Here is a 22,047-nt window from a genome sequence, read left to right as displayed (position 1 = left end):
AATGATCGCCGGGTCGGAGCATGCATCGCACGGCACCATCGGCCACGCACCGGAAGCCGCGTCACACACCGGAAACCGCGTCACGCTCCGAAAGCGGCAGCGTCGGCCACCCCGAATCGGCCCCCGCCGAGGCGTCATGACGGCGTGCCAGACATCCAGACGTCCGATGCGTCGGCCCGCCCCGGCCGCCGCGCGAGCCGGACCGACCGACCCGAGAGGCCCTCCGTGCGCCACAACATGCTCTTCCTGATGACCGACCAACACCGGGTGGACACCCTGGGCGCGTATGGCAACCCGCACACGCACACCCCGAACCTCGACCGGCTCGCGGCCGAAGGCACACGGTTCGACAGCTTCTACACCCCCACCGCGATCTGTACACCCGCGCGCGCCAGCCTGCTCACCGGGGCGGCGCCGTTCCGGCACAAGCTGCTCGCCAACTACGAGCGCAACGTCGGCTATCTCGAGGACCTCTCCGACGGCCAGTTCACCTTCTCCGAGCAACTGCGCTCCGAGGGCTACAACCTGGGCCTGCTCGGCAAGTGGCACGGCGGCGTACGGCGCAACGCCGCCGACTACGGCTTCGAGGGCCCCGACCTGGTCGGCTGGCACAACCCCGTGGACCACCCCGACTACCTCGCCTACCTGGCGGAGAACGCCCTGCCGCCGTACCGGATCACGGATCCGGTGCGGGGCACCACGCCCAACGGCAGCCCCGGAAACCTCCTCGCCGCCCGCCTCCACCAGCCGGTCGAAGCCACCTTCGAGTACTACCTGGCGACGCGCGCCATCGAGATGCTCCGCCGCTTCGCCGCGCAGGAGGACGACGGCGATGGGGCGCCGTTCTTCCTGGCCACCCACTTCTTCGGCCCGCACCTGCCGTACATCCTGCCGGACGCGTACTACGACATGTACGACCCCGATCTCGTCGAACTGCCCGCCTCCGTGAGTGAGACCTTCGCGGCGAAACCGGCCGTCCAGCAGAACTACAGCAAGCTGTGGGCCTTCGACACCATGACCCTTGAGGAGTCGCGGAAGCTGATCGCCGTCTACTGGGGCTACGTCACGCTCATCGACGAGCAGATCGGCCGCATCCTCGACGCCATGCGGGAGCTGGGCCTGGACGACAGGACTGCGGTCTTCTTCACCGCCGACCATGGCGAGTTCACCGGCGCCCACCGGCTGCACGACAAGGGCCCTGCGATGTACGAGGACATCTACCGCATCCCCGGGCTCCTGAAGGTCCCCGGCGCCCCGCAGGGCCAGGTCCGCGAGGAGTTCGTCTCCCTCACCGACTGCACCGCCACCATTCTCGACCTGGCGGGCAGCAAGACCGAGCCGGCCGTGGACAGCCGCAGCCTGCTGCCCCTCGTACGCGGCGAGCACCCGCAGTGGGACGAGCACCACCTCGCCGAATTCCACGGCCACCACTTCCCCTACCCGCAGCGGATGCTGCGCACCAGAAGCCACAAGCTGGTGATCAACCCGGAATCCCGCAACGAGCTGTACGACCTCGATGCCGACCCCGACGAACTGCACAACCGCCATGACCACCCCGAAATGCTGGGCATACGCACGGCACTGACCCGGCAGCTGTACGACCTGCTCCGCGAGCGCGGCGACAACTTCTACCACTGGATGACGCCGATGTACGACGTGGAGACGGACTACGACACGACCCTCTCCGCGTTCGAAACCGGCGGTCTCGAAGCGCCTTCAGAGGGCAGCGCCGCACGCCCCCACTGATTTTCCGACAGCACCGGTGTCCTCGACGACAAAGGATTCGCTACTGATGACCAGATCCGAGAACGGAACGCACTTCGGCCGACGGTCCATGCTGGCCGGTATCGCCGGCACCGTGGGAGTAGCCGCACTGCCCTCGGCCACTGCCCAGGCGCTGCCGGGGGAGGCCGCACTGTCCGCGGAGGCGGCACTGCCCGCGGAGGCCGCGGCGACGAAGCATCACAAGCATCACCCGTCGAACTGGCCCGACCCCAAGCCGTACGGCGTCGCGGACGCCCGCGAGGACCTGTGGCCGCGCGAGGACAACTCCTTCGTCCTGCCCCTCCAGCTCCGTCCCCGCGACAAGGAGCTGGGGCGCGTCTGGATGCGCGACACCTACGTCAACTGCTTCGTCGTCAACGGCCGTCCGCTCTACGTCGCCACCGGCACCACCCGCGTGCCCGGCCTCACGGCGGCAGGGCCCTGGAACGACGGCCTCTTCGTATGGACGGCGCCGTCCCTGCACGGCCCATGGCGACTGGCCGACACCACGGGCATTCGGCCCGGCGCGGAGCGCGGCAAGGTGTGGTCGCCCGAGTTCGTCGGAGAGAACCGCCCCGGCCGCACGGTCGTCGCCCCCTGGCAGGAGTACTGGTACGACGACGAGTTCGGCAAGCGCGGCCAGGCGTGGGCGCCCGAGCTGCACTACTTCCGCGGCAAGTGGTACCTCGTCGCGTGCATGGGCGACCACTCCCAGAAGGTCGGCTCGTTCATGCTGGTGAGCGAGGGCGGGGTCGCGGGCCCGTACCGCCTCGTCGAGGGCAATCTCGAAAAGCCCTTCGGTGACTCGTTCATCGGCGGGCCGTCGTTCATCAAGCCCGGTGCGTACCACCACATCGACGGCAGCCTGTACTCGGAGGGCTCCGACGCGTGGCTGGTGCTGCACAACCACGTCTACGCCAAGTTCCGCAAGGACATGGAGGACATCGTCCCGACGACGAACCTCCCGGCGTTCAAGCAGACCCCGTACGCGCCCGAGCCGTACCTGGAGGGCGCCTACGTCTTCAAGCACGGCGGCAAGTACTACCTGGTGCACGCCGCGTGGGACCGTACGTCGGCCAACGCCGACGGCAGCACCCGCTATGCCTACGACGTCGGGGGCGCCGGCCGGACGCAGTACCAGTACGACGCGATCGTCGCCGTAGCGGACCACTTCGAAGGCCCGTACTCCGAACGCTGGACCGCGGGCGTGGGCGCCGGGCACAACAACTTCTTCAAGGACCGCGACGGCGACCTGTGGGCGACCTTCTTCCGCAACCCGGCCTTCGGCTACTGGGCCGACCCGTCCCGCAGCGATGATGCCGCGGTGGCGGGTGTCGTCCGCCTGGAATGGACGGGCCCGAAGGGCAACCGGCTGTACGTTCGGCGCCAGAGGTAGAGCTCCGACAGCGCCGGGCTCCGCGAGGGGCGAGCCGAGCGGCAGGCGCCTGACGGGAAGGTTCCAGGTCAGGTGTCTGCCGACGGTACGCTTCGCGCCTTTCCGCACCGGACGCTGGCCTCGTCCTGTCATGCGGTGGGAACCTGCGGAACGGGCGAGGGAAGGGCCCGTGCCTCACGAGCTCCAGGAGGAAGCCGTCATGAGCGTGCTGTCCACCAGGTTCACCGAGAAGTTCGCCGTACCGTATCCGTTCGCCTGTGCCGGAATGGCCTTCGCGGGCGGCACCCCAGATCTGGCGGTTGCCGTCTCCCGAGCGGGAGGTGTCGGCGCGGTGGGCGCCGCGCTCATGCCCGCGGACAGGCTCCGGCAGATCATCCATGAGGTCCGCGACGCCGTGGGGAGTGCGCCGTTCGGCATCAACTTGATCTCGTACTTCGACAACTCCGAGCATGTCCGGGTCTGCGCCGACGAGAGGGTGCCGATCGTCTCCTACCACTGGGGGCACCCGCCCGGCGACGAGCTCAAGCAGCTGCGTGCGGCCGGGGTGTCGGTGTGGGAGCAGGTCGGTTCCGCCGACGCGGCCCGGCTCGCCGTCGACGACGGCGTGGAGGTCGTGGTCGCCCAGGGCTGGGAGGCCGGTGGTCACAACTACGGCGGCCTGCCCACCATGGTCGGTGTGCCCTCCGTCGTGGACGCCGTGGGGGACCGTGCGCTGGTACTCGCCGCGGGCGGGATCACCGACGGGCGCCAGGCCGCCGCGGCACTGTGCCTGGGTGCCGACGGCGTATGGGTGGGAACACGCCTTGTCGCATCGCGTGAGGCGCAGGTCCATCCCGAGCACCACCGGCGGCTGATCTCCGCCCTGGGGGAGGACTCGGTCCGTTCAGCGATCTTCGGTCCTGAGTGGCCGGACTTCAATCCGATGCGGGTGCAGCGCAATCGCGTGGTGTCCGAGTGGAACGAGCGCCTTGACCAGGTGCCGAAGGACCGTGACTCGCTCGACCAGATCGGCACCGCGGTCTTGCAGGGAGAGGAGACCGTGCTGCGCAAGTTCAACGTGCTGCCGCCGATGCCGGGGACGGAGGGGGACTGGGAGGAGATGCCGTGGCTGATGGGGCAGGGCGTCGGCCTGGTCCACGACGTCAAGCCTGCCGAGGCCATCGTCCGGGAGATGATGGATCAGGCCGAGCGGGTACTGACCCGGTTCGGATCCGGAGACCGGCCGTAGGGCGAAAGGCGTCCGTCTCCTGGCGTGCCGTCGACAGCGGCGCTACGGAGGTGGGCGCCTCGTGCGACCGCAGCCGAAGCCGCGGTCGCAGCCGCAGCCGTGCGAGGCGCCCATCTCCCGGGTGCTTCAGCTGAGTGGTGGCTCAGCGGAAGACGGAGATGTTGCGGGCGACCCAGTCGCCGAAGGGGTGCGGGGCGCGGCCGAGGACTTGCTCCACATCCGGGCTGATCCGCAGTTCGGCCGGGTTAGGGGCGCCGATGATGTCCAGGGTGTCGTCAGCGAGTTCCGCGGGCACGTGCCGGGTCATCGCGGCCTTGGCCTCGTCGCGGGTGAGTTCGTGGAACCGCACCGGCGAGCCGAGCGCGGTGGCGATCGCCGCCGCCTGCTGACGCGGAGTGATCACCTCCGGTCCGGTCAGCTCGTACACCCCGCCGGTGTGGCGGTCGTCCAGCAGACAGGCCGCCGCGACCTCGGCGATGTCGGCCGGGTCGATGACCGGCACCCCTACATCCCCGAAGGGCGCGGCGACCGTCCCTTGTGTCCGGACGGACTCAGCCCAGGCCAAGGCGTTGGAGGCGAAACCGCCCGGTCGCAGGACGGCCCAGTCCAGGCCGGACTCCCGCAACGCGTCCTCCATCGCACGCATCGCGACCCGCGTCGGGCCGAGCGGCCTGGTCGCCACTCCCAGTGAGGACAGCAGGACGACCCGGCGGACCCCGCTGGCCGCGGCCAGGTCGATGAGGTCGGTCGGTCTGGCCTCGGGGGCGTGCAGGTCGCCGGAGAGCAGGAGGAACAGTGCCTTCGCCCCCTCCAACGCGGGTGTGAGGCCCGCCGGATCGGCCAGGTCGGCTGTCACGTGCCGGACGCCTTCCGGCACCGCCACGGCGTGCCGCGACACGGCTGTCACCTGCTCGCCCGCCTCGGTCAGGGCCTGCGTCAGAGGCCGGCCCACATTGCCGGTAGCCCCGGTCACCACGATCATGTTCAGCTCCTAGTCCGTTGTGCACTACGGCAATTGACGCTAGGAGCCGGGCTCACTTTCCGTAAGAACATACCCAGAGGTAAGCTCCGGACATGAGGGAAGGCGCGCAGCGTACGCAGGCCGACACAGGCAGTCGGTATGACGTGTTTCACACCGACTGCCCCGCTCGCGGCGTGGTCGACCACGTGACCAGCAGGTGGGGCGTCTGGGTGCTCATCGCCTTGCGGAGCAACGACCTTCGGTTCTACGAGCTGCGCGACAGCATCCAGGGCATCAGCGAGAAGATGCTCGCTCAGACTCTGCGCGCGCTGGTCCAGGACGGCCTGGTCTGGCGAGAGGTCGAGCCGACGACGCCGCCCCAAGTCACGTACGGGCTGACCGAGTTCGGCCAGGAGATCGGCGAACCGCTGACGGACTTGTTCGACCGGATCACGCGGCGGCTGCCGTCGCGCGGTGTGGGAGAGTCACGATAGTGCGGTAGCGGTCGTCGGCCACGACGACGCATCCCCACCCCCACCCTCACCCCCACCCCGGTCCCGGCAGGCCGTCCACTTCACCGCGCAGGCCGGGGGCTCCGGCGCCTATCCATGTGCGGCCCACCCGCGCATGGCCACGGACCTGGTGGAGGTGGCGGGGCAATTGGAGAGCGTCGGTCTCGCCAAGGCCGAATGGCCCGAACTCGTCTACTCCGTCGAGGAGTTGAACCAGACGAAGGTGGGCAAGCTGGACAGGTCCAGGGCGCGCTAACTGACCCTGCGGCTACGTTCCACCTGCATGCGGCCGCAGTGCGCGGCCCGCACCACGACGGACCAGGGCGGTTCAGCAAGCGAGAGCGAAGGAGAGTCATGGCAACGCGGTTCGACCAAGGCGCGTGGGCCGGAGCCGGAATCCAGACCGTGCAGCCCGGCGTGCACCGTGTCCCCCTGCCGCTGCCCAACGACGGCCTGCACGCCGTCAACGTCTATCTGCTGGAGGACCTGGCGGACGACGACGGCATCGTCATGATCGACGGCGGCTGGGCGATCCCCGAGGCGCGCAAGGCGCTGGAGGAGGCGATGGCGGCCATCGGCAGAGATCTCGGCGACATCAGCCACATCCTGGTCACCCACATCCACGGCGACCACTACACGAACGCCGTGGAGCTGCGCCGACTCCTTGGCTCGCGCGTGTACCTGGGGGCGGGTGAGCGGCCGGGCTTGGAGATGCTCCACCGGCTGCGCAGCGACGTACCGGTAGGCTCATTGGAGACCCTGCGCCGGGCGGGTGCGGACGAACTGGCCGACCACGTCGAGGGCATGGACCACGGCGGCTACGACCCGCGTGTGTGGGAGGCGCCCGACCAATGGCTCGTTGCTCAGACCCTCCGGTTCGGCGACCGTGAGCTGCGCGTCGTGCCAACGCCCGGACATACCAAGGGACATGTGGTCTTCCTGGACGAACAGCGCGGGCTGCTGTTCTCCGGGGACCACGTCCTGCCGCACATCACCCCGTCCATCGGCTTCGAGCTGGCCGAGCCCGGTGGCCGCCCGCTCGCCGACTACCTGGACTCGCTGCGGCTGATGACCCGGTACGCCGACACGCGTCTGCTGCCCGCGCACGGTCCGGTGTCGAGCAGCTCGCACACCCGGGTCGCCGAGCTGCTCACGCACCACGGCAACCGCCTTGCCCAGTGTCTGAAGGCGCTGGGGGAGGGCACGCTGGACGCCCACGCGGTGGCGCGCGAACTGCGTTGGACGCGCCGGGAGGTGCCGTTCGGCGAGCTCAGCGCGTTCAACCAGATGCTCGCGGTCAACGAGACGGCGGCGCACCTCGACGTCCTCGTGCTGCGCGGGCGGGTCACCGTGGTGCACGACAAGAACGGGGTGGACCGGTACACGCGCGTGCGGTGACGCCGACAGGGAACAGGAAGGGGGGGGCAAGAGGCAGGGAGGGCGCGGGAGTTGCCGGGCCCGCCCTGTGCTCTCAGCGGGCCGTCGGTCCGGCCGACCGAGGCGCCTGACCAGACCCCGCCCCGAAGTGACGGCCGGTCCCGAATCATCAAGGGGCCGGCCGCCTCTCCATGGTGACGACCTAGACGATGCCCTGCGCCGACATGGCGTCCGCGACCCTCAGGAAGCCCGCGATGTTGGAGCCGAGAACGTAGTCGTCCGGTGTCCCGCTGTACTCCTCGGCGGTCTGGCGGCACTCGGCATGCACGTTGCGCATGACGGCGGCGAGGCGGCTCTCCGTCTGCTCGAAGGGCCACTGGTCGCGCGCCGCGTTCTGCTGCATCTCAAGGGCCGATGTGGCGACTCCGCCCGCGTTGGCCGCCTTGCCAGGCCCGAACAGCACCCCGGCCTCGTGGAACAGTTGGACCGCCTCGGGCGTGCACGGCATGTTCGCGCCCTCCGCGACGGCGAGCACTCCGTTCTTCACCAGCGCGACGGCGTCCTCGCGGCCCAACTCGTTCTGGGTCGCGCACGGCAGGGCGATGTCGCAGCGAAGGTCGTACACGGTGCCCCGGGCCGAGAAGCGCGCGGTCGGCTTCGCCTCGGCGTAGGCGGAGAGCCGGGCGCGACGCACCTCCTTGATCTCCTTGAGGAGTTCCAGGTCGATGCCGTCCTCGTCGACGACGTATCCCGAGGAGTCGGAGCAGGCCACGACGCGACCGCCCAGCGCGTGCACCTTCTCGATGGCGTAGACGGCGACGTTCCCGGAGCCGGAGACCACCACGCGGCGCCCGTCGAAGTCGTGGCCGCGGGTGGCGAGCATCTCCTGGGCGAAGTAGACCGTGCCGTATCCGGTGGCCTCGGTACGGGCGTGCGAACCGCCCCAGGCGACCGGCTTCCCGGTCAGGACACCCGCCTCGAAGCGGTTGGTGATGCGCTTGTACTGGCCGAAGAGGTAGCCGATCTCACGGGCGCCCACGCCGATGTCACCGGCCGGCACATCGGTCCGCTCGCCCACGTGGCGGTGGAGTTCGGTCATGAAGGACTGGCAGAACCGCATGACCTCGCCGTCGGAGCGCCCGTGAGGGTCGAAGTCCGCGCCGCCCTTGCCGCCGCCGATGGCCATGCCGGTCAGCGCGTTCTTGAAGATCTGCTCGAACCCCAGGAACTTCACGATGCCGAGGTTGACGCTCGGGTGGAACCGCAGGCCGCCCTTGTACGGACCGAGCGCGCTGCTGAACTCGATCCGGAAGCCGCGGTTGACCCGCACATCACCCTGGTCATCGACCCACGGGACCCGGAAGGCCAACTGCCGTTCGGGCTCGCACAGTCGCTCGACGATCCCTGTCTCCACGTACTCCGGGTGCCGTTCAAGGGCCGGCGCGAGGGAGGAGAGGACCTCGGTGACCGCCTGGTGGAACTCGGCCTCCCCGGGGTCGCGGCGGCGGACCTGCGCGTGGACGGCCTCGATGTGCGCGCTGACATTCATGACGCTACTCGCCTTCTCTGTTTCGTCGAGCCGTTGTGTCGCGGGTCAGATCGCGTGGCGTGCTGGTCGTCGTCGGCCACGAAGACACTGGACGGCTCGCAGTTCAGCATGGATACGGCGACGGATGCGCCGGTGAGGCGTGTGAAGTCGCACACGGCACGGATCCGGCACAAGAACTGCGATTCGGTGGTGACTGTGGTGGTGATCGGTACCGCCCGGCGCGGTCCGGACGTTCACGCCGTCACGGGCTCGCCTCGTCGAACCCGTACCGCAGCGGTTCGTCCTGCACGCGCAGGTCGCGCCGGTACACGTACAGCGCCTCGGCCCGCAGGCCGTCAGGCCCGGCCTCGTCCACGTCGCAGGGCCGGGTGACCTGCACCACCGGCGGTCTGTCCGTGACGTGCAGGCGCAGACCATGGGCTGGTCCGCCCTCGAGGACGGCGAGTTCTCGGACCGCTTGGCTGCGGCTGTCCGTGGACGTGGACGTGGACGTGGACGTGGACTTGGACGTGGCTTTGAGCATTGCGCAATCCTTGAGTCGGTGTGATGTGGGGCGCGGTCAGGTGGTGTCGGGTTCAGGTGGTGCCAGGTTCAGGTGGTGTCAGGATCGAAGACGGCCTGCGCGCGCCCGGATGCCGCCGTTGGCTTCGCCAGATTGACGGCGGGGCGCGGCGTGGCGCCGGTGCCACGGGCCGGTTCGGCGGTGGCGGCATCCCGCAGGGCCTCGGCGGTGGCGGCCAGTTCGCGTCGGGGATCGAGCGCGTCCCGGATGTCGGTGAGTTCGCGACCGAGGTCGCCTTCGCCGTTCAGTACGTGTTTGCGCACGAACGTCTTCGGGTGCAGGTCCCGGGCGTCGAAGTCCTTGAACTCCGGGCCGAGTTCGGAGCGGATCTCCTCCTGTGTGCTCTCGGAGAACTCGCGGATCCTACGTACCGTGCGCGCAGCGTTCTGCAGAAACTCCGGCAGCTTGTCCGGCCCGAACAGCAGCACGCCGATCACCGCGATCGTGATCAGCTCCATGGGCCCCACGTCCGCGAACATCCGGCACTCCTTGCCTGACGGTGTGGCGTGCCATCGCCACCCATACTTTATCTATTGCGCAACCATGGAACCATTGCTTCCCCGGCGACGTTGTCCCGGGTAAGAGCACGCCGTGAACAACGGCTCGAACGATGGAGGTAATCGCAGTGGGAGTTTCCCTGGCCAAGGGCGGCAACGTGTCACTCAGCAAGGAGGCGCCGGGCTTGACCGCGGTGCTGATCGGCCTGGGCTGGGACGTGCGTACGACCACGGGTGCCGACCACGACCTGGACGCGTCCGCCCTGCTGTGCGACGGGTCCGGCAAGGTCGTATCGGACCGGCATTTCGTCTTCTACAACAACCTCACCAGCCCGGACGGCTCGGTCGAGCACACCGGCGACAACCTCACCGGGGAGGGCGAGGGTGACGACGAGAGCGTCAAGGTGAACCTCGCTGCCGTGCCTGCCGAGGTCGACAAGATCGTCTTCCCGGTGTCGATTCACGACGCCGAGTCGCGCGGGCAGAGCTTCGGGCAGGTCAGCAATGCCTTCATCCGCGTCGTGAACCAGACGGGTGGCGCCGAGATCGCTCGCTACGACCTGTCCGAGGACGCCTCCACCGAGACCGCGATGGTCTTCGGTGAGCTGTACCGACACGGGGGAGAGTGGAAGTTCCGTGCTGTCGGTCAGGGCTACGCGTCGGGGCTCGCGGGCATCGCGTCCGACTTCGGCGTGAACGTCTGACCCGATCCTGACCCACCCCTGACCCACCCCTGGCCCATCTCCTGCCCCACCCTCGACCCACTCCCGACCCACCCTCGACCCACTCCCGACCCACTCCCGACCCACTTCCGACCCACCCCTGGCCCGTCGCCCGACCGCATTGACGCCTCCGCGCGTGAGCGGACCCGGGCGCCGGGCCACCTGGCCATTCGCGCCTCGCGCGACCGTACCTACCAAGGAGAGAACACCCGCATGTCCGTCAACCTGGCCAAGGGTCAGCAGATCAGCCTGAGCAAGTCCGAGGGCCCCGCGCTCACCGTCGTCCGCATGGGCCTTGGCTGGCAGGCCGCGCCCCGCAAGGGGTTCTTCGCCAAGCTGACCGGCTCCCGGGAGATCGATCTCGACGCGTCGGCCGTGCTCTTCGCCGGGCAGAGCTACGCCGACGTCGTCTTCTTCCGTCACCTGGTCAGCAACGACGGCTCGGTGCGGCACAGCGGCGACAACCTGGTCGGCGGCAGTGGTGAGGGTGACGACGAATCCATTGCCGTGGACCTTCAGCGCGTTCCCCCGCAGGTGGACCAGATCGTCTTCACCGTGAACTCCTTCACGGGCCAGACCTTCACCGAGGTGAGCAGCGCCTACTGCCGTCTGCTCGACGAGGCGACGGGCCAGGAGCTGGCCCGCTATACGCTCGCCGGTGGTGGCAACCACACCGCGCAGATCATGGCGAAGGTCCAACGAGCCGACGGCGGCTGGCGGTTGACGGCCATCGGCGAGCCCGCGACCGGTCGCACCTTCCAGGACCTGATGCCCGCGATCGGCCGCCACTTGTGAAACCCGGCATGTAACTCCAGGGAAAGGGTGACGGCGATGGCTCTGCGGCTCGCCGTCACCCTTTCCATTGTGGCGACGGTGCATCGTTGTCACGTTTCCGGCCATGGCGAAAGATCACTCCAGTTCTCCGGCCGAGGTCGGCGCGCGGCTGCGCCGCCGCAGGAAGGCCTTGCATCTGACGCTCAAGGAAGTGGCCGAGCAGAGCGGGCTCACCGAGGGGCATCTCTCCCAGGTCGAGCGCGACCAGGCCAACGCGAGCGTGCGCACCCTGCAACGGCTGTGCGAGGTCCTGAAGCTGAACGTCGGTGACCTGTTCGACCATGGGGGGAGCGCGGCCGGCCCCGTCCTGCGTTTCCGTGACACCCACGGCATGTCGTTCGGGGACGGGGCTACGAAGATCAAGCTCACCCCGGGATCCTTCGACCACCTGGAAGTGCTCCTCGGCCACTTCACGGCAGGTGGCTCCACCGGAGTCGATCCCTACACCCACGGCAGTTGCGAGGAGTTGCTCCTGGTCCTGACCGGTGAGGTGGACGTCTGGGTGCGGGGTCAGCGACACCGGCTCTCCGCCCTCGACTCGATCCACTACCGAAGCAGCGATCCCCACCGCGTCGCTGAGGCCACGGGCACGGAAGAGGCCAGAGTGCTGTGGACCATGGCGCCCCCACCTACTGAGCGCACGCGCTGAGCCGACCCGACGGACGCGCGCCGCCGCGCTGTCGCAACGCCGCACCACCGCATGCCCAAGGAGTCACGGATGACCGCCTGCCACGCCGCCGTGGCGCACCCCACCGCGAAGATCACCGTCCTGGAGGCGGAAGAGGTCGGCTACAAAGCATCGGGGCGCAACGGCGGCCGGCTCTCCCGCGTGACGTGGTGACGGCGCCGGGCGCGATACGGGTCGCGCTGGTGTGCTCCAGGACGCGTACGCCCTTGGCGGTAACGACGTCGGCGAGGCCGTGGACGAGCTTGGCCGGGTCGACGCGGGCCGTGGTGCGGGTGAGCAGGCCGCCGAGCGCCGGGCGGACGGCGATCCGCTTATTGACGGCGTCGGCGTCGAGGATCACCGCTGTGATCGGAATCGGCGTCGGCCTTGCACTGTTCGCCGCCCGCAAGCCGCTTCAACGTCTGCTGCACACCGGACTTGAGAACTGAACCTCGTCATCGGCTGTGGTGGTTCGGCGACAGGATGTCGTGGGCCCTGTGCCCCAGTACGAGATCGTCGTCGCGGTCGATCCACTGGCGGCGCAGGACGGACAGCGCGATCAAGGTGTTGACGCCGTTGAGGCCGGGGAGTGCGCCGAGGTCGTCGGTGACGAACCTGGACAGGTGGTCCTCGTCGGTGAAGACGCCGTGGTGGAGGATCGAGGCAGGTCCCGCGGTCATGACGGTGAACCGCGCGCAGGAGTGCTCACCGAGTGCGGTCAGGACGGCGGGGATGTGCCGCGGCTGGACGTCGAGGGTGAACAGCGCGGTGATCGGGAACCCCAGGACGGCCGGTTCGATCTCCACCCGGGGGCGGACGGCACCTGATTCCAGGAGCGACTGGATCGTCCGGTAGGCGGTGGATCGGCTGACGTCGAGTTCGCGGGCGACCTGCGCCGCGGAGATCCGGCTGTCGTCGACCAGCAGCTGGAGCGTCCGGAACTCGATCTCGTTGAGGGGCCCGACGCTGGTGGGGGCCGCGTCGGGGAGGGGGTCGGCCTGCTGGCGCAGCTCCTCCGTCTGCCGTGCCGTGAGCCGGTCGAGCCGCCAGGTGAACGCCTCGCGGGCGGAGCGCAGGACCAGGTGCGACTGGATGGACGCGATGCCGGGGATCTCGGGCAGCGTCCGGGTCAGCAGGCGGCGCGTGTCCGTGCCGGGCAGGGGATAGAGCGTGCAGTAGATGTCCGAGTCGCCGGTGGTGGTGATGAGCGACTGGGCCTGCGGAACCTTCTGAATGGCCGTCGCGACGTCGACCGTGGCACCCGGTCTGCACTTGATCCACACCACGTAGGGGTTGCCGGTGGTGAGGAGCGACCAGTGCACGGTGCCGATGAAGCGCAGGAGCCCGAGCTGTTGCAGCCGCTGGATGCGCCGCCCCGCCGTGCTGGCCGAGGTGCCCAGGATGTCGGCGACCGTGTTCAGCGGCGTTCGGGGTGCGATCTGCAGCGCAGCCACCAGATCGAGGTCCGCGTCGTCGAGCCCATGCTCCATCTCTTGCATGCACACAGCCTACACAGAGCGATTCTGTCGTTAGATATCTGACGCTTGACACAAAGAAGCATCACGCTGTCTTATGACGAGCCATAACGCCACTGGACAGCAGCGGGAGGCTCTCATGACCGAGGTGACGACGAAACGACGGCGGTCGCCGACGACGGTGATCCTTCGTGTGCTGGACTTCGTGGACCGGGCGGGCAACAAACTGCCGCACCCGTTCTGGCTGTTCGTGATCCTGAGCGGGCTGATCGTGGTGGCGAGCTGGCTGCTCGCCACCCTCGATGTCTCGGTGGTCTCACCCGCCGACGGCAAGGTCATCGGGGTCAAGAGCATCGTGTCCGACGCAGGCGTGGAGATGGTCCTCGGCGACCTGATCACGAACTTCGTGAACTTCCCGCCCCTTGGGCTGATCGTCGTGGTCATGCTCGGTGTCGCGATCGCGGACGGCACGGGTCTGCTCCCCGCACTGATGCGCGCCGCGCTCGCCCGGGTCCCGGTCAGAATGGTGACCTTCGCCGTGGCGCTGACCAGCATGTTCTCCCACGTGGCGGGAGATGCCGCGTTCGTGGTGATGATCCCGCTCGGCATGATCGCGTTCCGTGCGGTGGGCCGCAGCCCGATCATCGGCGCGGTCGTGTCGTACGTGGCCGTGGGCGGCGCGAGCAGCGTCAGCCCGGTGATCGAGGGGTCCGACGCGATCTTCGCGGGCCTGACCACATCGGCGGCGCACACCATCGACCCGTCCTACTCGGTCACCCCGGTGTCGAACTGGTACTTCTCCGCGGCGTCCTGTCTGCTGCTCGCGGTCGTGATCACGTTCGTCACCGAAGCCGTCGTCGCGCGCCGGGTCGCCGCGATGAACGCCGTCGAGCCGGAACTGACCGACGTCGACGAGCTGCCCGACATGACCCTGTCCGACGACGAGCGCAAGGGTGTACGCCGGGCGATCGCCGCCGGAGCGCTGTACGTGGCCGCGGTGGTCCTCGCGATGGTGCCCACCGGCTCGCCCCTGCGCGGCGAGGGCGGTTCCATCGTGGAATCGCCGCTGCTCGACAACGTCGCCGTGGTGCTCATGGTGTTCTTCATGATCATCGGCACCGTCTACGGACTGACCGTGCGCACCATCACCGCCGCGCAGGACATCCCGGACCTGATGGGACGAGGTCTGCGCGAACTGGTCCCGGTCCTCGTGCTGTTCTTCGCGGTCTCGCAGTTCCTCGGCTATTTCAAGTGGACCAACATCGGACAGGTCATCGCGATCTCCGGCGCCAAGGTGCTCGACTCACTCGGCGCGCAACCCGTGGTGATCTTCGTCGGTGCGGTGCTGCTCGTCAGTCTGCTCAACCTGTTCCTCACCAGCGGCTCGGCGATGTGGTCGCTCGTCGCACCGGTCCTGGTGCCGATGCTGATGCTTCTGAGCATCCGGCCGGAGACCACACAGGCGCTGTTCCGTATCGCCGACGCGCCTACCAACAGTCTCAGTCCGATGAGTCCGTACTTCGTCATCGCCCTGGGGTTCATCCGCCGCTACCGGCCGTCTGCGGGGATCGGCACGCTGATGTCCCTGGTCCTGCCGCTGGCCGTGGTCAACCTCGTCGTATGGCTGGCGATGTTCCTCGCCTGGTACGCGCTGGGCATACCGCTCGGTCCAGGCGTCCCCGTCCGATAGATCCCGCACCCCATATCCGGTGAATCCCTGACCCGTCCCCCCCCACACAGATTGGCGCACCCATTTTGTCCGCGAAGCCGCTGTCCACCTGGACCCGAACCCACCTCGACGACCTGCTCGGCGATCTGTCGGCGCTCGTCGGCCTCGAATCGCCCAGCTCCGACAAGGCGTTGCTGGACATCACCGCCGCCTCGATCAGGTCATGGGTGGAGGACCGACTCGGCCCGCCGGCCGAGTGGATCCGCCACGAGCAGGCGGAGCACGGAGACGTCCTGACGGCGACCTACCCCGGCACTCCGGGGAAGCCGGTGCTCCTGATCTGTCACTACGACACGGTGTGGCCGGCGGGCACGCTGGCCGAGTGGCCCTTCACCGTGGACAACGGCATCGCCAGGGGGCCGGGTGTCTATGACATGAAGGCCGGGCTCGTCAACGGAGTCTGGGCGCTGCGGGCCCTGCGCGACCTTGGGCTGCCCCACCCGACGGTGACGTTCGTGTTCACCGGTGACGAGGAGCTCGGCAGCCCGAAGTCGCGACCCTTCATCGAGGACGCGGCGCGCGACTGCGCGGCGGCGCTGGTGCTCGAACCCGGAATCGGCTGGGACGTCAAGACCGAACGCAAGGGCGTGGGCACCTTCAGCATCACCACCACCGGCATCGAGTCCCACGCCGGCAACGATCCCGCGGGCGGCGCCAGCGCGGTCCACGCCCTCGCCGAACTGGTCACCCAACTCGCCGCGTCTCAGGACCCCGACGCCGGGACCACGATCAACATCGGCACCTTCGACGGCGGTACGGCCCGTAACGTCGTCGCCGGCCGCGCGCACTGCCTCGTCGATGTCCGCATCACCCGGCAGGACGAGGCCGACCGCGTCGACGAGGCCTTTGCCTCGCTGCGGCCGAGCGATCCGCGCGTCGACGTGCGGATCGGCGGGGAGTGGAACCGCCCCGCGATGCGCCTGACCCCGGCGAGCGAGGCCCTGTTCGGCCTGGCCGACGAGGTCGCCACCGAGCTGCGCGGGCCCCTCGAGCCGATCAGCGTCGGCGGCGGCAGCGACGCGAACTTCATCGCGGCGCTCGGCGTGCCGGTCCTCGACGGTCTCGGCTGCGGCGGCGCGGGCCCCCACGCCCGCCACGAGCATGTGATCGTGGACGACATCCCGGACCGGGTCGCGCTCGTGGCGGGTCTCCTGAACCGGATGGCCGCCGCGAACGTTTGACGCCTGCTTGTTTCCACGCAGCCCGGAGCCCTCACTCTCGTGGAGTGAGGGCTCCGGGCCGTCTGGTCTCCGGATGCCGACGACAGGGGCAGACGCGCACACGGCCGATCGGGCGTGGACGCACATGTGCCGCCCCGGCCCTACCTCGTTCGGTACGCCCGGAGGAAAGTCCGCACTCCCTCGACGATGAGCGGGCGGACACGGGCGTCCTCCGTGGCATTCGCGGAGCCGAGCCTGTCCAGCGCGACGCCGAAGGTCAGCGCGATGAACTGGTCGGCGGCGAGGCGGGGGTCGGGGACCTCGAGCAGACCGGCCGCGGCGAAGGCGGCGAACCGCTCGGCGATCGCCTCGTCGGGGGTGTCGGCCATGGAGTTGTAGCCCCGATGCGGCAGGTTGCCGGATTCCGCCCGGACCAGTCGTTGCAGCGTCGCGTACTCCGCCGAGCCCAGCATGTCGGTCGCGATGCGCATCGAGAACGTAATGAGGGCGTCCTCGAGTTCGGCGTCCTCGATGAGGCCGGTGAGAGTGTCGTCGAGAGTGCGCCGGATCGTGGTGATCATTGACTGGCCGACGGCGTCGACGACTGCCTGCAGCAGCGTCTGCTTGTCGCCGAAGTAGTCGTAGACCGTCCGTTTGGACACCTCGGCCCGGGCGGCGACCGCGTCGACGCTGGACCGGTCGAAGCCGTCGGCGAGGAACAGTTCCCGGGCCGCCGAGAGGATGGCGGCCCGCTTCCGCGTGGATCCCTCGCGCAGTGTCTTCGTGGTCGGCATGGGCACATCTTAGCTTCCCCGCTACCTACACTGCACGGTGTAGTGTAATAATCGAATCGGCGCGCACCGCCCTGCCGCACCCACTCCTCCCGGCGGTGCAGTGCATGCGTCAACTCGTTTACGAGGTCTGTGAGTTGGCTCCACGCGTCACATGCGAACGGTCGCCCCTCACATACCCGGCAATGACGGAAGGACGTCCATGACCGCAACTCTGGCTCCCCCGGTCCGCATCGGTAGGGCCGCCGTCTGGGCCCTCGGCATGCTGGCACTCGCCACCGGCGCCTTGGAGTCGGTGGTGACGCCGACGCTCCCGCTCCTGCAACGCGAGCTGGACATGAGTCCGGCTGAAGGCGCGTTACTCAGCATCGTGCTCCTCATCACCGGCGCGCTCGTCACGCCGGTCGCAGGCAAGTTCGGCGACCGCTACGGCGGAAAACGAGTCCTGATCCGGCTGATGGCGGTGGTCTGCGCCGGTGGCCTGGTGTCCGCCCTCGCGCCGAACCTGCCGGTGCTGCTCCTCGGTCAGATTCTGCAGGGAGCGATGGTGGGCGCGCTGCCCCTGTCGTTCATCCTGGTGCGCGAACACCTCCCGGCGGGTGAGTCGAAGGTGGCCATCGGGACGGTCAGCGGGTTGTTCGTCGGGGGCGGGATGGCAGGAACGCTGTCGGCCGGGCCCGTGGCCGAAGGGCTCTCCCGGCACTGGATGTTCGCGCTGCCGACGATCGCGGTCATCGGGGCCACCATCCTGGTGAACAGGCTGATGCCGCATGATCCGCCCGGACGGCCGGACGGCGCCGGAGTCGACTGGCCAGGCCTGGTTCTCCTGAGCGGGACGCTGGTCACGCTCATGCTCGTGCTCGCCCTCGCACCCGACATCGCCTCGCAGCCCCTCGTGCTCGGCGCCCTCATCCTGATCCTTGCCGCCTTCGTGACCGGATGGACAGCCGTCGAGCGTCGTGCGGCATCGCCGATGGTCGATCTGCGCATGCTGGCACGGCCCGCGGTGTGGAAGTCGTGTGTGCTGACCTTCGTGATCTGCGTCGGCACCTCGGTGCCGGTCTATCTCGTCCCACAGCTCTTCGCGGTGCCCGCCGGTGAGTACGGCTTCGGGGCCGGCGCCACCGAGATCGGCTTCTTCCTGCTGCCCGGCGCCGTGGCCGCGTCCCTTGCCGGGCCGATCGGTGGGATCGGGGCGCGCCGTTTCGGCTCGCGTGCCGTGGTCACCGCTGGGATCGTCATCATGGTCGCGGCCCTGATGGCCCTGGCAGCGGCGCATACCGAGGTCTGGCACCTCGTCGTCGGCAAGATGATGATCGCGCTCGCCAACGGGCTGTGCGTCACGGCGATGGTGACCAACACCGCCACATCCGTCGACCAAGGTGACACCGGCATCGCCACCAGTCTGGTCCTGGTGACTCGCGTGCTCGGCTTCGCCGTCGGTGTGCAGCTCAGTGGCGCGCTCCTCACGGCCACAACCCCCTCCGGGTCGGACGTTCCGGCCGAATCGGCCTTCGTCATCGGCTTCGTCATAGCCGGCGCCGTCACGGCGCTGTCCCTGCTTGTCGTCCGCACCATGAGCAAAGGAGTCAAGGAATGAGCCGCACCGACCTGTCGAGTGGCGTCCGTAGTATGCCTGCGCGCAAGGTCCTGATATCCGGGGCCAGCATCGCGGGGCCCGCCCTCGCGTTCTGGCTGAACCGCTACGGATTCGCGGTCACGGTAGTGGAGAAGGCGGGCGCACTACGTGGCGGCGGTTACCCCGTCGACGTGCGCGGCACCGCACTCGAAGTGGTCCGGAGGATGGGGATCCTGCCGCGACTGCGGGACGCGCACATCGACCTGCGTCGGCTGACCTTCCTCGACGGGGACGGCAGGGAGGTGGCCTCGGTCAACCCCCACGCCCTCACCGGCGGTGTCGCGGGGGAGGACCTCGAGATACGGCGCGGGGATCTGACCGACGCGCTCCACACGGCGGTCCGTGACGACGTGGAGTTCCTGTTCGACGACTCCATCGACACTCTCGACCAGACCAGCCACGGGGTCGACGTCACCTTCCGCGGGGGCGGCAGACGTACGTTCGACATGGTGTTCGGCGCGGACGGTCTGCACTCACGTACCCGCGAGTTCCTGTTCGGGCCCGAGGAGCAGTTCCACCGGTACCTCGGCTACTGCTTCGCCGGATTCACCCTGCGCAACACCTTCGGGCTCCGCGACGAGGTCATCATGTGGAACACCCCGGGCAGAGCCGCGGCACTCTACGCCGTCGGGGGCAGCGGCGACGTGCACGGCTTCCTGAACTTCGCCCGACCGGAACCGCCGTTCGACGCGTTCCGCGACCCGGCAGCCCAACGGGACCTCGTCGCCGCGGTCTTCGCCGACGCGGGATGGGAAGTCCCGGGCATGCTTGCCGCCATGCGCGACGCGGATGACCTGTTCTTCGACGCGGTCAGCCAGATCCGCATGCCCCGCTGGTCCAGCGGCCGGGTCGCGCTGGTGGGCGACGCCGCGTACGCGCCCTCTTTCCTCACCGGACAGGGATCGAGCCTCGCGCTCGTCGGCGCGTACATGCTCGCCGGTTCCCTGGCCGACCGGGACCATGCCGCGGGCTTCGCCGCCTACGAACACGACACCCGTGAGTTCGTGACCGTCAATCAGGAGCAGGTCGGCAAGGGCGATGCCGCTCTCTTCCCGACCACCGCTCGGGCCCTGGAGCAGCGCAACGCCATGCTGCGCAACCTCAGCACCGTGCCCTCCACGGAGGGCCGACCGGCTCATTCGGCCCTCACCCTGCCCGAATTCATGCCCGTGACGTGAGTCGCGGCAACGGCAACGAGCGGTTGATCTTCGTCTCAACCGGTCCACGGCGTCCCATACTTGGCGGCCAGTGCGCTCGCTTCCTCCGCTGTGAGCAGCCGCTTCGGCAACGTCCCCAAGGCGAGGACGAGCGCCGCCGTCTCCTCCAGTTCGATGGCCGAGTCGACGGCCGCCGTGACGGAGGTGCCGGACACCACCGGGCCGTGGTTCTGCAACAGGGCGGCGCGGAAGGGGAAGGGCAACTGCTCCAGTTCCGCCGCCTGTCGGGCATCTCCAGGGGGCGCGTAGGGAAGCAGGGGAGTCTGGCCCACACGCATCACGAAGTACGGAGTCAACGGAGGGAGCGCGCTCTGCTCCGACCAGGCGAGGCGGCAGGAGGCCGCCGTCGCGTGGCGGGAGTGCAGATGGACGACCGCCTGTGCGGCCGGGTCACGCCGGTAGAAGGCGGTGTGCAGGGGGAACTCCTTGGACGGGCGGGGGCCTTCCCGGTGGGTGCCGTCCAGGTCGAGGACGGTCAGGCCGTCGGCGTCGATCGCGGAGAGGTCCGTGCCGGTCGGGGTGATGAGGACCCGAGACCCCTCGCGGATGCTCAGGTTCCCGGAGGAGCCGGGGCTGAGGCCGAGGGACGCGAGGCGGGCGCCTGCGGCTGCCAGGTCGTGGCGGGCCGTGCTCATGCGAGTTCGTCCCATGCCGAGGTGAAGATGTCCGTGCCGCCGAAGTTGCCGGACTTCAGGGCCAGGTCGATGCCGTCGGCGCTCCCGCCCACACCTGGTTGTGTGCGGGCCCAGGTGACACCAGGGGCGATCTGGGTGCCGATGGCGAGGGTATGGGCATCGAGTGCGGTGACCACGGCGCCGGAGGTCTCCCCGCCCGCGACCAGGAGGCGGCGTGCACCGGCGCGGACGAGTGCAGTGGCGCAGTCGGCCAGGGCCTGTTCGATCAGTTGGGCGGCGGGCGCCTGGCCCTCGGGTGTGTCCTGTTCGAGGTCGTCCAGTGAGTCGACGGCATAGATGAGCGGCGGGCGTCCCGGGTCGCTCTGCCAGCACGCGCGGGCGAAGCCGACCAGGTCGGCGACGGCCGCCGCGGGGTCCGAGCGCAGGGCGGTGATGTCGAGCTTGCGGTACGGCAGGTGCTCCCGGGCGTGGGCGACCTGCGCGCGGGTGGCCGACGAGGCGCTGCCCGCCAGGACGGCGCCTACGTCGGTGGACCGGGACGCCGCCGAGGCCCGCGCCGCTCCCTCGTGCGGCCCGATGAGGCCGAGGGCGAGTCCCGCCGCGCCCGTGACGAGACGCAGCTTCGCGGTGGCGGCGGAGATGGTGCGCAGGTCGTCGTCGCAGGTGGCGTCGATGACGGTGAGGGCGTCGGCGTACTTGGGGGCGGCGAGGGTCTCGCGCAGGGCGTGGGTGCCTTCCCGGACGGTGTCGAGGCCGATGCTCCGCACGGGTCGGCGGGTCTGCGGTGCGAGGAGGCGCCCGAGGTGGGAGTCGCGCATCGGCGTCAGGGGATGGTCGCGCATCGGGCTCTCGTCGAGCAGGTCGTCGTGGACGAAGAGCCGTGACCTGTAGACAGTGCGGCCGGTGGCGGGGAAGGCCGGCACGACGACGGTCGAACGCTCGCCGAGGTCATCCAGGAGCGCGTCGGCCACGGGGCCGATGTTCCCCCGCGGTGTGGAGTCGAACGTCGAGCAGTACTTGAAGTAGAAGCGCTCGCAACCGGCCTCGCGGAGCGCGCGCAGGGCGTCCTGTGATGCCTCGACGGCCTCGGCGACCGGTGCGGTGCGGGACTTGAGCGCGACGACCACCGCGTCGGCCTGTCGCACCTCGCGGGCGGCGGGCCCGTCGTGGCGCAGAGCCTGCGGACCGATGGCCACCAAGGTCCGGAACCCGCGGGCGACGAGCATGGTGGCGAGATCGGTGGCTCCGGTGAAGTCGTCGGCGATGGCTCCGAGGAGCGGCATCGGACCTCCCTCTTTCGATTGGCGCGGTACCGGCGGGTGAGACTCCGGC

22 protein-coding genes and 1 pseudogene are annotated in these 22,047 nt (G+C 69.2%); 14 read left to right on the top strand and 9 right to left on the bottom strand.

Going from position 1 to position 22,047, the window contains the following annotated elements; translation table 11 throughout:
- The first annotated feature begins 237 nt into the window (after nucleotides 1-237).
- The 3 genes from ACFVXC_RS29585 (at nucleotide 238) to ACFVXC_RS29575 (ending at nucleotide 4,388) form a co-directional block, all read left to right on the top strand.
- The gene (locus tag ACFVXC_RS29585) at nucleotides 238-1,746 is read left to right on the top strand and encodes a sulfatase-like hydrolase/transferase (RefSeq protein ID WP_389911140.1); all 1,509 of its coding nucleotides are present in this window, start codon (nucleotides 238-240) and stop codon (nucleotides 1,744-1,746) included.
- A gap of 46 nt (nucleotides 1,747-1,792) precedes the next feature.
- A complete protein-coding gene (locus tag ACFVXC_RS29580; protein ID WP_389911102.1) occupies nucleotides 1,793-3,160 on the top strand; it encodes a family 43 glycosylhydrolase in 1,368 nt (455 codons plus the stop codon).
- Nucleotides 3,161-3,329: 169 nt separating this feature from the next.
- On the top strand, nucleotides 3,330-4,388 hold the full coding sequence (locus ACFVXC_RS29575; protein WP_389911099.1) for an NAD(P)H-dependent flavin oxidoreductase: 1,059 nt from the start codon (nucleotides 3,330-3,332) through the stop codon (nucleotides 4,386-4,388).
- A 142-nt stretch (nucleotides 4,389-4,530) separates the two neighbouring features.
- Here the strand turns inward: ACFVXC_RS29575 and ACFVXC_RS29570 are convergent, their stop codons facing one another.
- Nucleotides 4,531-5,370, bottom strand: a complete 840-nt coding sequence (locus ACFVXC_RS29570; protein WP_389911096.1) for an SDR family oxidoreductase — start codon at nucleotides 5,368-5,370, stop codon at nucleotides 4,531-4,533.
- A 92-nt stretch (nucleotides 5,371-5,462) separates the two neighbouring features.
- Between ACFVXC_RS29570 and ACFVXC_RS29565 the strand changes: the two genes are divergently transcribed.
- The 3 genes from ACFVXC_RS29565 to ACFVXC_RS29555 all read left to right on the top strand — a co-directional run bounded on the left by ACFVXC_RS29565 (nucleotide 5,463) and on the right by ACFVXC_RS29555 (nucleotide 7,259).
- Nucleotides 5,463-5,843 (top strand): winged helix-turn-helix transcriptional regulator, encoded by a 381-nt coding sequence (locus ACFVXC_RS29565; RefSeq protein ID WP_389911094.1) that lies wholly within the window; start codon nucleotides 5,463-5,465, stop codon nucleotides 5,841-5,843.
- A gap of 133 nt (nucleotides 5,844-5,976) precedes the next feature.
- Nucleotides 5,977-6,117, top strand: coding sequence for a hypothetical protein (locus tag ACFVXC_RS29560; protein ID WP_389911092.1), 141 nt, complete (start codon nucleotides 5,977-5,979; stop codon nucleotides 6,115-6,117).
- Between the two features lie 98 nt (nucleotides 6,118-6,215).
- Nucleotides 6,216-7,259, top strand: a complete 1,044-nt coding sequence (locus ACFVXC_RS29555; protein WP_389911089.1) for an MBL fold metallo-hydrolase — start codon at nucleotides 6,216-6,218, stop codon at nucleotides 7,257-7,259.
- Between the two features lie 181 nt (nucleotides 7,260-7,440).
- Here the strand turns inward: ACFVXC_RS29555 and gdhA are convergent, their stop codons facing one another.
- From gdhA to ACFVXC_RS29540, 3 genes are all read right to left on the bottom strand, one after another.
- On the bottom strand, nucleotides 7,441-8,787 hold the full coding sequence (gdhA, locus tag ACFVXC_RS29550) for an NADP-specific glutamate dehydrogenase (protein ID WP_389911086.1): 1,347 nt from the start codon (nucleotides 8,785-8,787) through the stop codon (nucleotides 7,441-7,443).
- 241 nt (nucleotides 8,788-9,028) lie between these two features.
- The gene (locus tag ACFVXC_RS29545; RefSeq protein ID WP_389911084.1) at nucleotides 9,029-9,310 is read right to left on the bottom strand and encodes a hypothetical protein; all 282 of its coding nucleotides are present in this window, start codon (nucleotides 9,308-9,310) and stop codon (nucleotides 9,029-9,031) included.
- Nucleotides 9,311-9,378: 68 nt separating this feature from the next.
- Nucleotides 9,379-9,828 carry a sec-independent translocase gene (locus ACFVXC_RS29540; protein WP_389911081.1) on the bottom strand — a complete coding sequence of 150 codons (450 nt, stop codon included), beginning with the start codon at nucleotides 9,826-9,828 and terminating at the stop codon, nucleotides 9,379-9,381.
- Nucleotides 9,829-9,974: 146 nt separating this feature from the next.
- On the opposite strand from ACFVXC_RS29540, the gene ACFVXC_RS29535 reads away from it, so the two are divergent.
- The 4 genes from ACFVXC_RS29535 to ACFVXC_RS29520 all read left to right on the top strand — a co-directional run bounded on the left by ACFVXC_RS29535 (nucleotide 9,975) and on the right by ACFVXC_RS29520 (nucleotide 12,243).
- Nucleotides 9,975-10,550, top strand: a complete 576-nt coding sequence (locus ACFVXC_RS29535) for a TerD family protein (RefSeq protein ID WP_389911078.1) — start codon at nucleotides 9,975-9,977, stop codon at nucleotides 10,548-10,550.
- A gap of 231 nt (nucleotides 10,551-10,781) precedes the next feature.
- Complete coding sequence (locus ACFVXC_RS29530) at nucleotides 10,782-11,363, top strand: TerD family protein (protein ID WP_389911076.1); 582 nt, start codon at nucleotides 10,782-10,784, stop codon at nucleotides 11,361-11,363.
- Nucleotides 11,364-11,466: 103 nt separating this feature from the next.
- Entirely contained in the window at nucleotides 11,467-12,051 is a 585-nt protein-coding gene (locus ACFVXC_RS29525; protein WP_389911073.1) for a helix-turn-helix domain-containing protein, read from the top strand.
- A 69-nt stretch (nucleotides 12,052-12,120) separates the two neighbouring features.
- Nucleotides 12,121-12,243 (top strand): hypothetical protein, encoded by a 123-nt coding sequence (locus ACFVXC_RS29520; RefSeq protein ID WP_389911145.1) that lies wholly within the window; start codon nucleotides 12,121-12,123, stop codon nucleotides 12,241-12,243.
- Between the two features lie 40 nt (nucleotides 12,244-12,283).
- Here ACFVXC_RS29520 and ACFVXC_RS29515 read toward each other — a convergent pair.
- Together ACFVXC_RS29515 and ACFVXC_RS29510 are read right to left on the bottom strand one after the other, a co-directional pair.
- Nucleotides 12,284-12,430: pseudogene (locus ACFVXC_RS29515) on the bottom strand (FAD-dependent oxidoreductase); the annotation flags it as partial.
- A gap of 94 nt (nucleotides 12,431-12,524) precedes the next feature.
- The gene (locus ACFVXC_RS29510) at nucleotides 12,525-13,568 is read right to left on the bottom strand and encodes an Lrp/AsnC family transcriptional regulator (protein ID WP_389911070.1); all 1,044 of its coding nucleotides are present in this window, start codon (nucleotides 13,566-13,568) and stop codon (nucleotides 12,525-12,527) included.
- A 115-nt stretch (nucleotides 13,569-13,683) separates the two neighbouring features.
- On the opposite strand from ACFVXC_RS29510, the gene ACFVXC_RS29505 reads away from it, so the two are divergent.
- Both ACFVXC_RS29505 and ACFVXC_RS29500 read left to right on the top strand, forming a co-directional pair.
- Nucleotides 13,684-15,234: an AbgT family transporter gene (locus ACFVXC_RS29505; protein ID WP_389911067.1), complete on the top strand. Its 1,551-nt coding sequence runs from the start codon at nucleotides 13,684-13,686 to the stop codon at nucleotides 15,232-15,234.
- A 65-nt stretch (nucleotides 15,235-15,299) separates the two neighbouring features.
- Nucleotides 15,300-16,454, top strand: coding sequence for a M20 family metallopeptidase (locus ACFVXC_RS29500; RefSeq protein ID WP_389911065.1), 1,155 nt, complete (start codon nucleotides 15,300-15,302; stop codon nucleotides 16,452-16,454).
- 140 nt (nucleotides 16,455-16,594) lie between these two features.
- Here ACFVXC_RS29500 and ACFVXC_RS29495 read toward each other — a convergent pair whose 3' ends face one another.
- Entirely contained in the window at nucleotides 16,595-17,227 is a 633-nt protein-coding gene (locus tag ACFVXC_RS29495; RefSeq protein ID WP_389911063.1) for a TetR/AcrR family transcriptional regulator, read from the bottom strand.
- Between the two features lie 199 nt (nucleotides 17,228-17,426).
- Between ACFVXC_RS29495 and ACFVXC_RS29490 the strand changes: the two genes are divergently transcribed.
- Together ACFVXC_RS29490 and ACFVXC_RS29485 are read left to right on the top strand one after the other, a co-directional pair.
- Nucleotides 17,427-18,824 (top strand): MFS transporter, encoded by a 1,398-nt coding sequence (locus ACFVXC_RS29490; protein WP_389911060.1) that lies wholly within the window; start codon nucleotides 17,427-17,429, stop codon nucleotides 18,822-18,824.
- On the top strand, nucleotides 18,821-20,041 hold the full coding sequence (locus ACFVXC_RS29485; RefSeq protein ID WP_389911058.1) for an FAD-dependent monooxygenase: 1,221 nt from the start codon (nucleotides 18,821-18,823) through the stop codon (nucleotides 20,039-20,041). Before ACFVXC_RS29490 ends, ACFVXC_RS29485 begins: the two co-directional genes overlap by 4 nt.
- 35 nt (nucleotides 20,042-20,076) lie before the next feature.
- Here the strand turns inward: ACFVXC_RS29485 and ACFVXC_RS29480 are convergent, their stop codons facing one another.
- Entirely contained in the window at nucleotides 20,077-20,715 is a 639-nt protein-coding gene (locus tag ACFVXC_RS29480; RefSeq protein WP_389911055.1) for a class II aldolase/adducin family protein, read from the bottom strand.
- Nucleotides 20,712-21,998 (bottom strand): 3-oxo-tetronate kinase, encoded by a 1,287-nt coding sequence (gene otnK / locus ACFVXC_RS29475; RefSeq protein ID WP_389911052.1) that lies wholly within the window; start codon nucleotides 21,996-21,998, stop codon nucleotides 20,712-20,714. The genes ACFVXC_RS29480 and otnK overlap by 4 nt, the downstream gene beginning before the upstream one ends.
- Nucleotides 21,999-22,047 lie beyond the last annotated feature (49 nt).

Origin of the sequence: Streptomyces sp. NPDC058257, assembly GCF_042881845.1 — a bacterium.
GTDB lineage: Bacteria > Actinomycetota > Actinomycetes > Streptomycetales > Streptomycetaceae > Streptomyces.
Note: the sequence above shows the minus strand (reverse complement) of the source record. Positions and strands in the feature narration are given on the sequence as shown.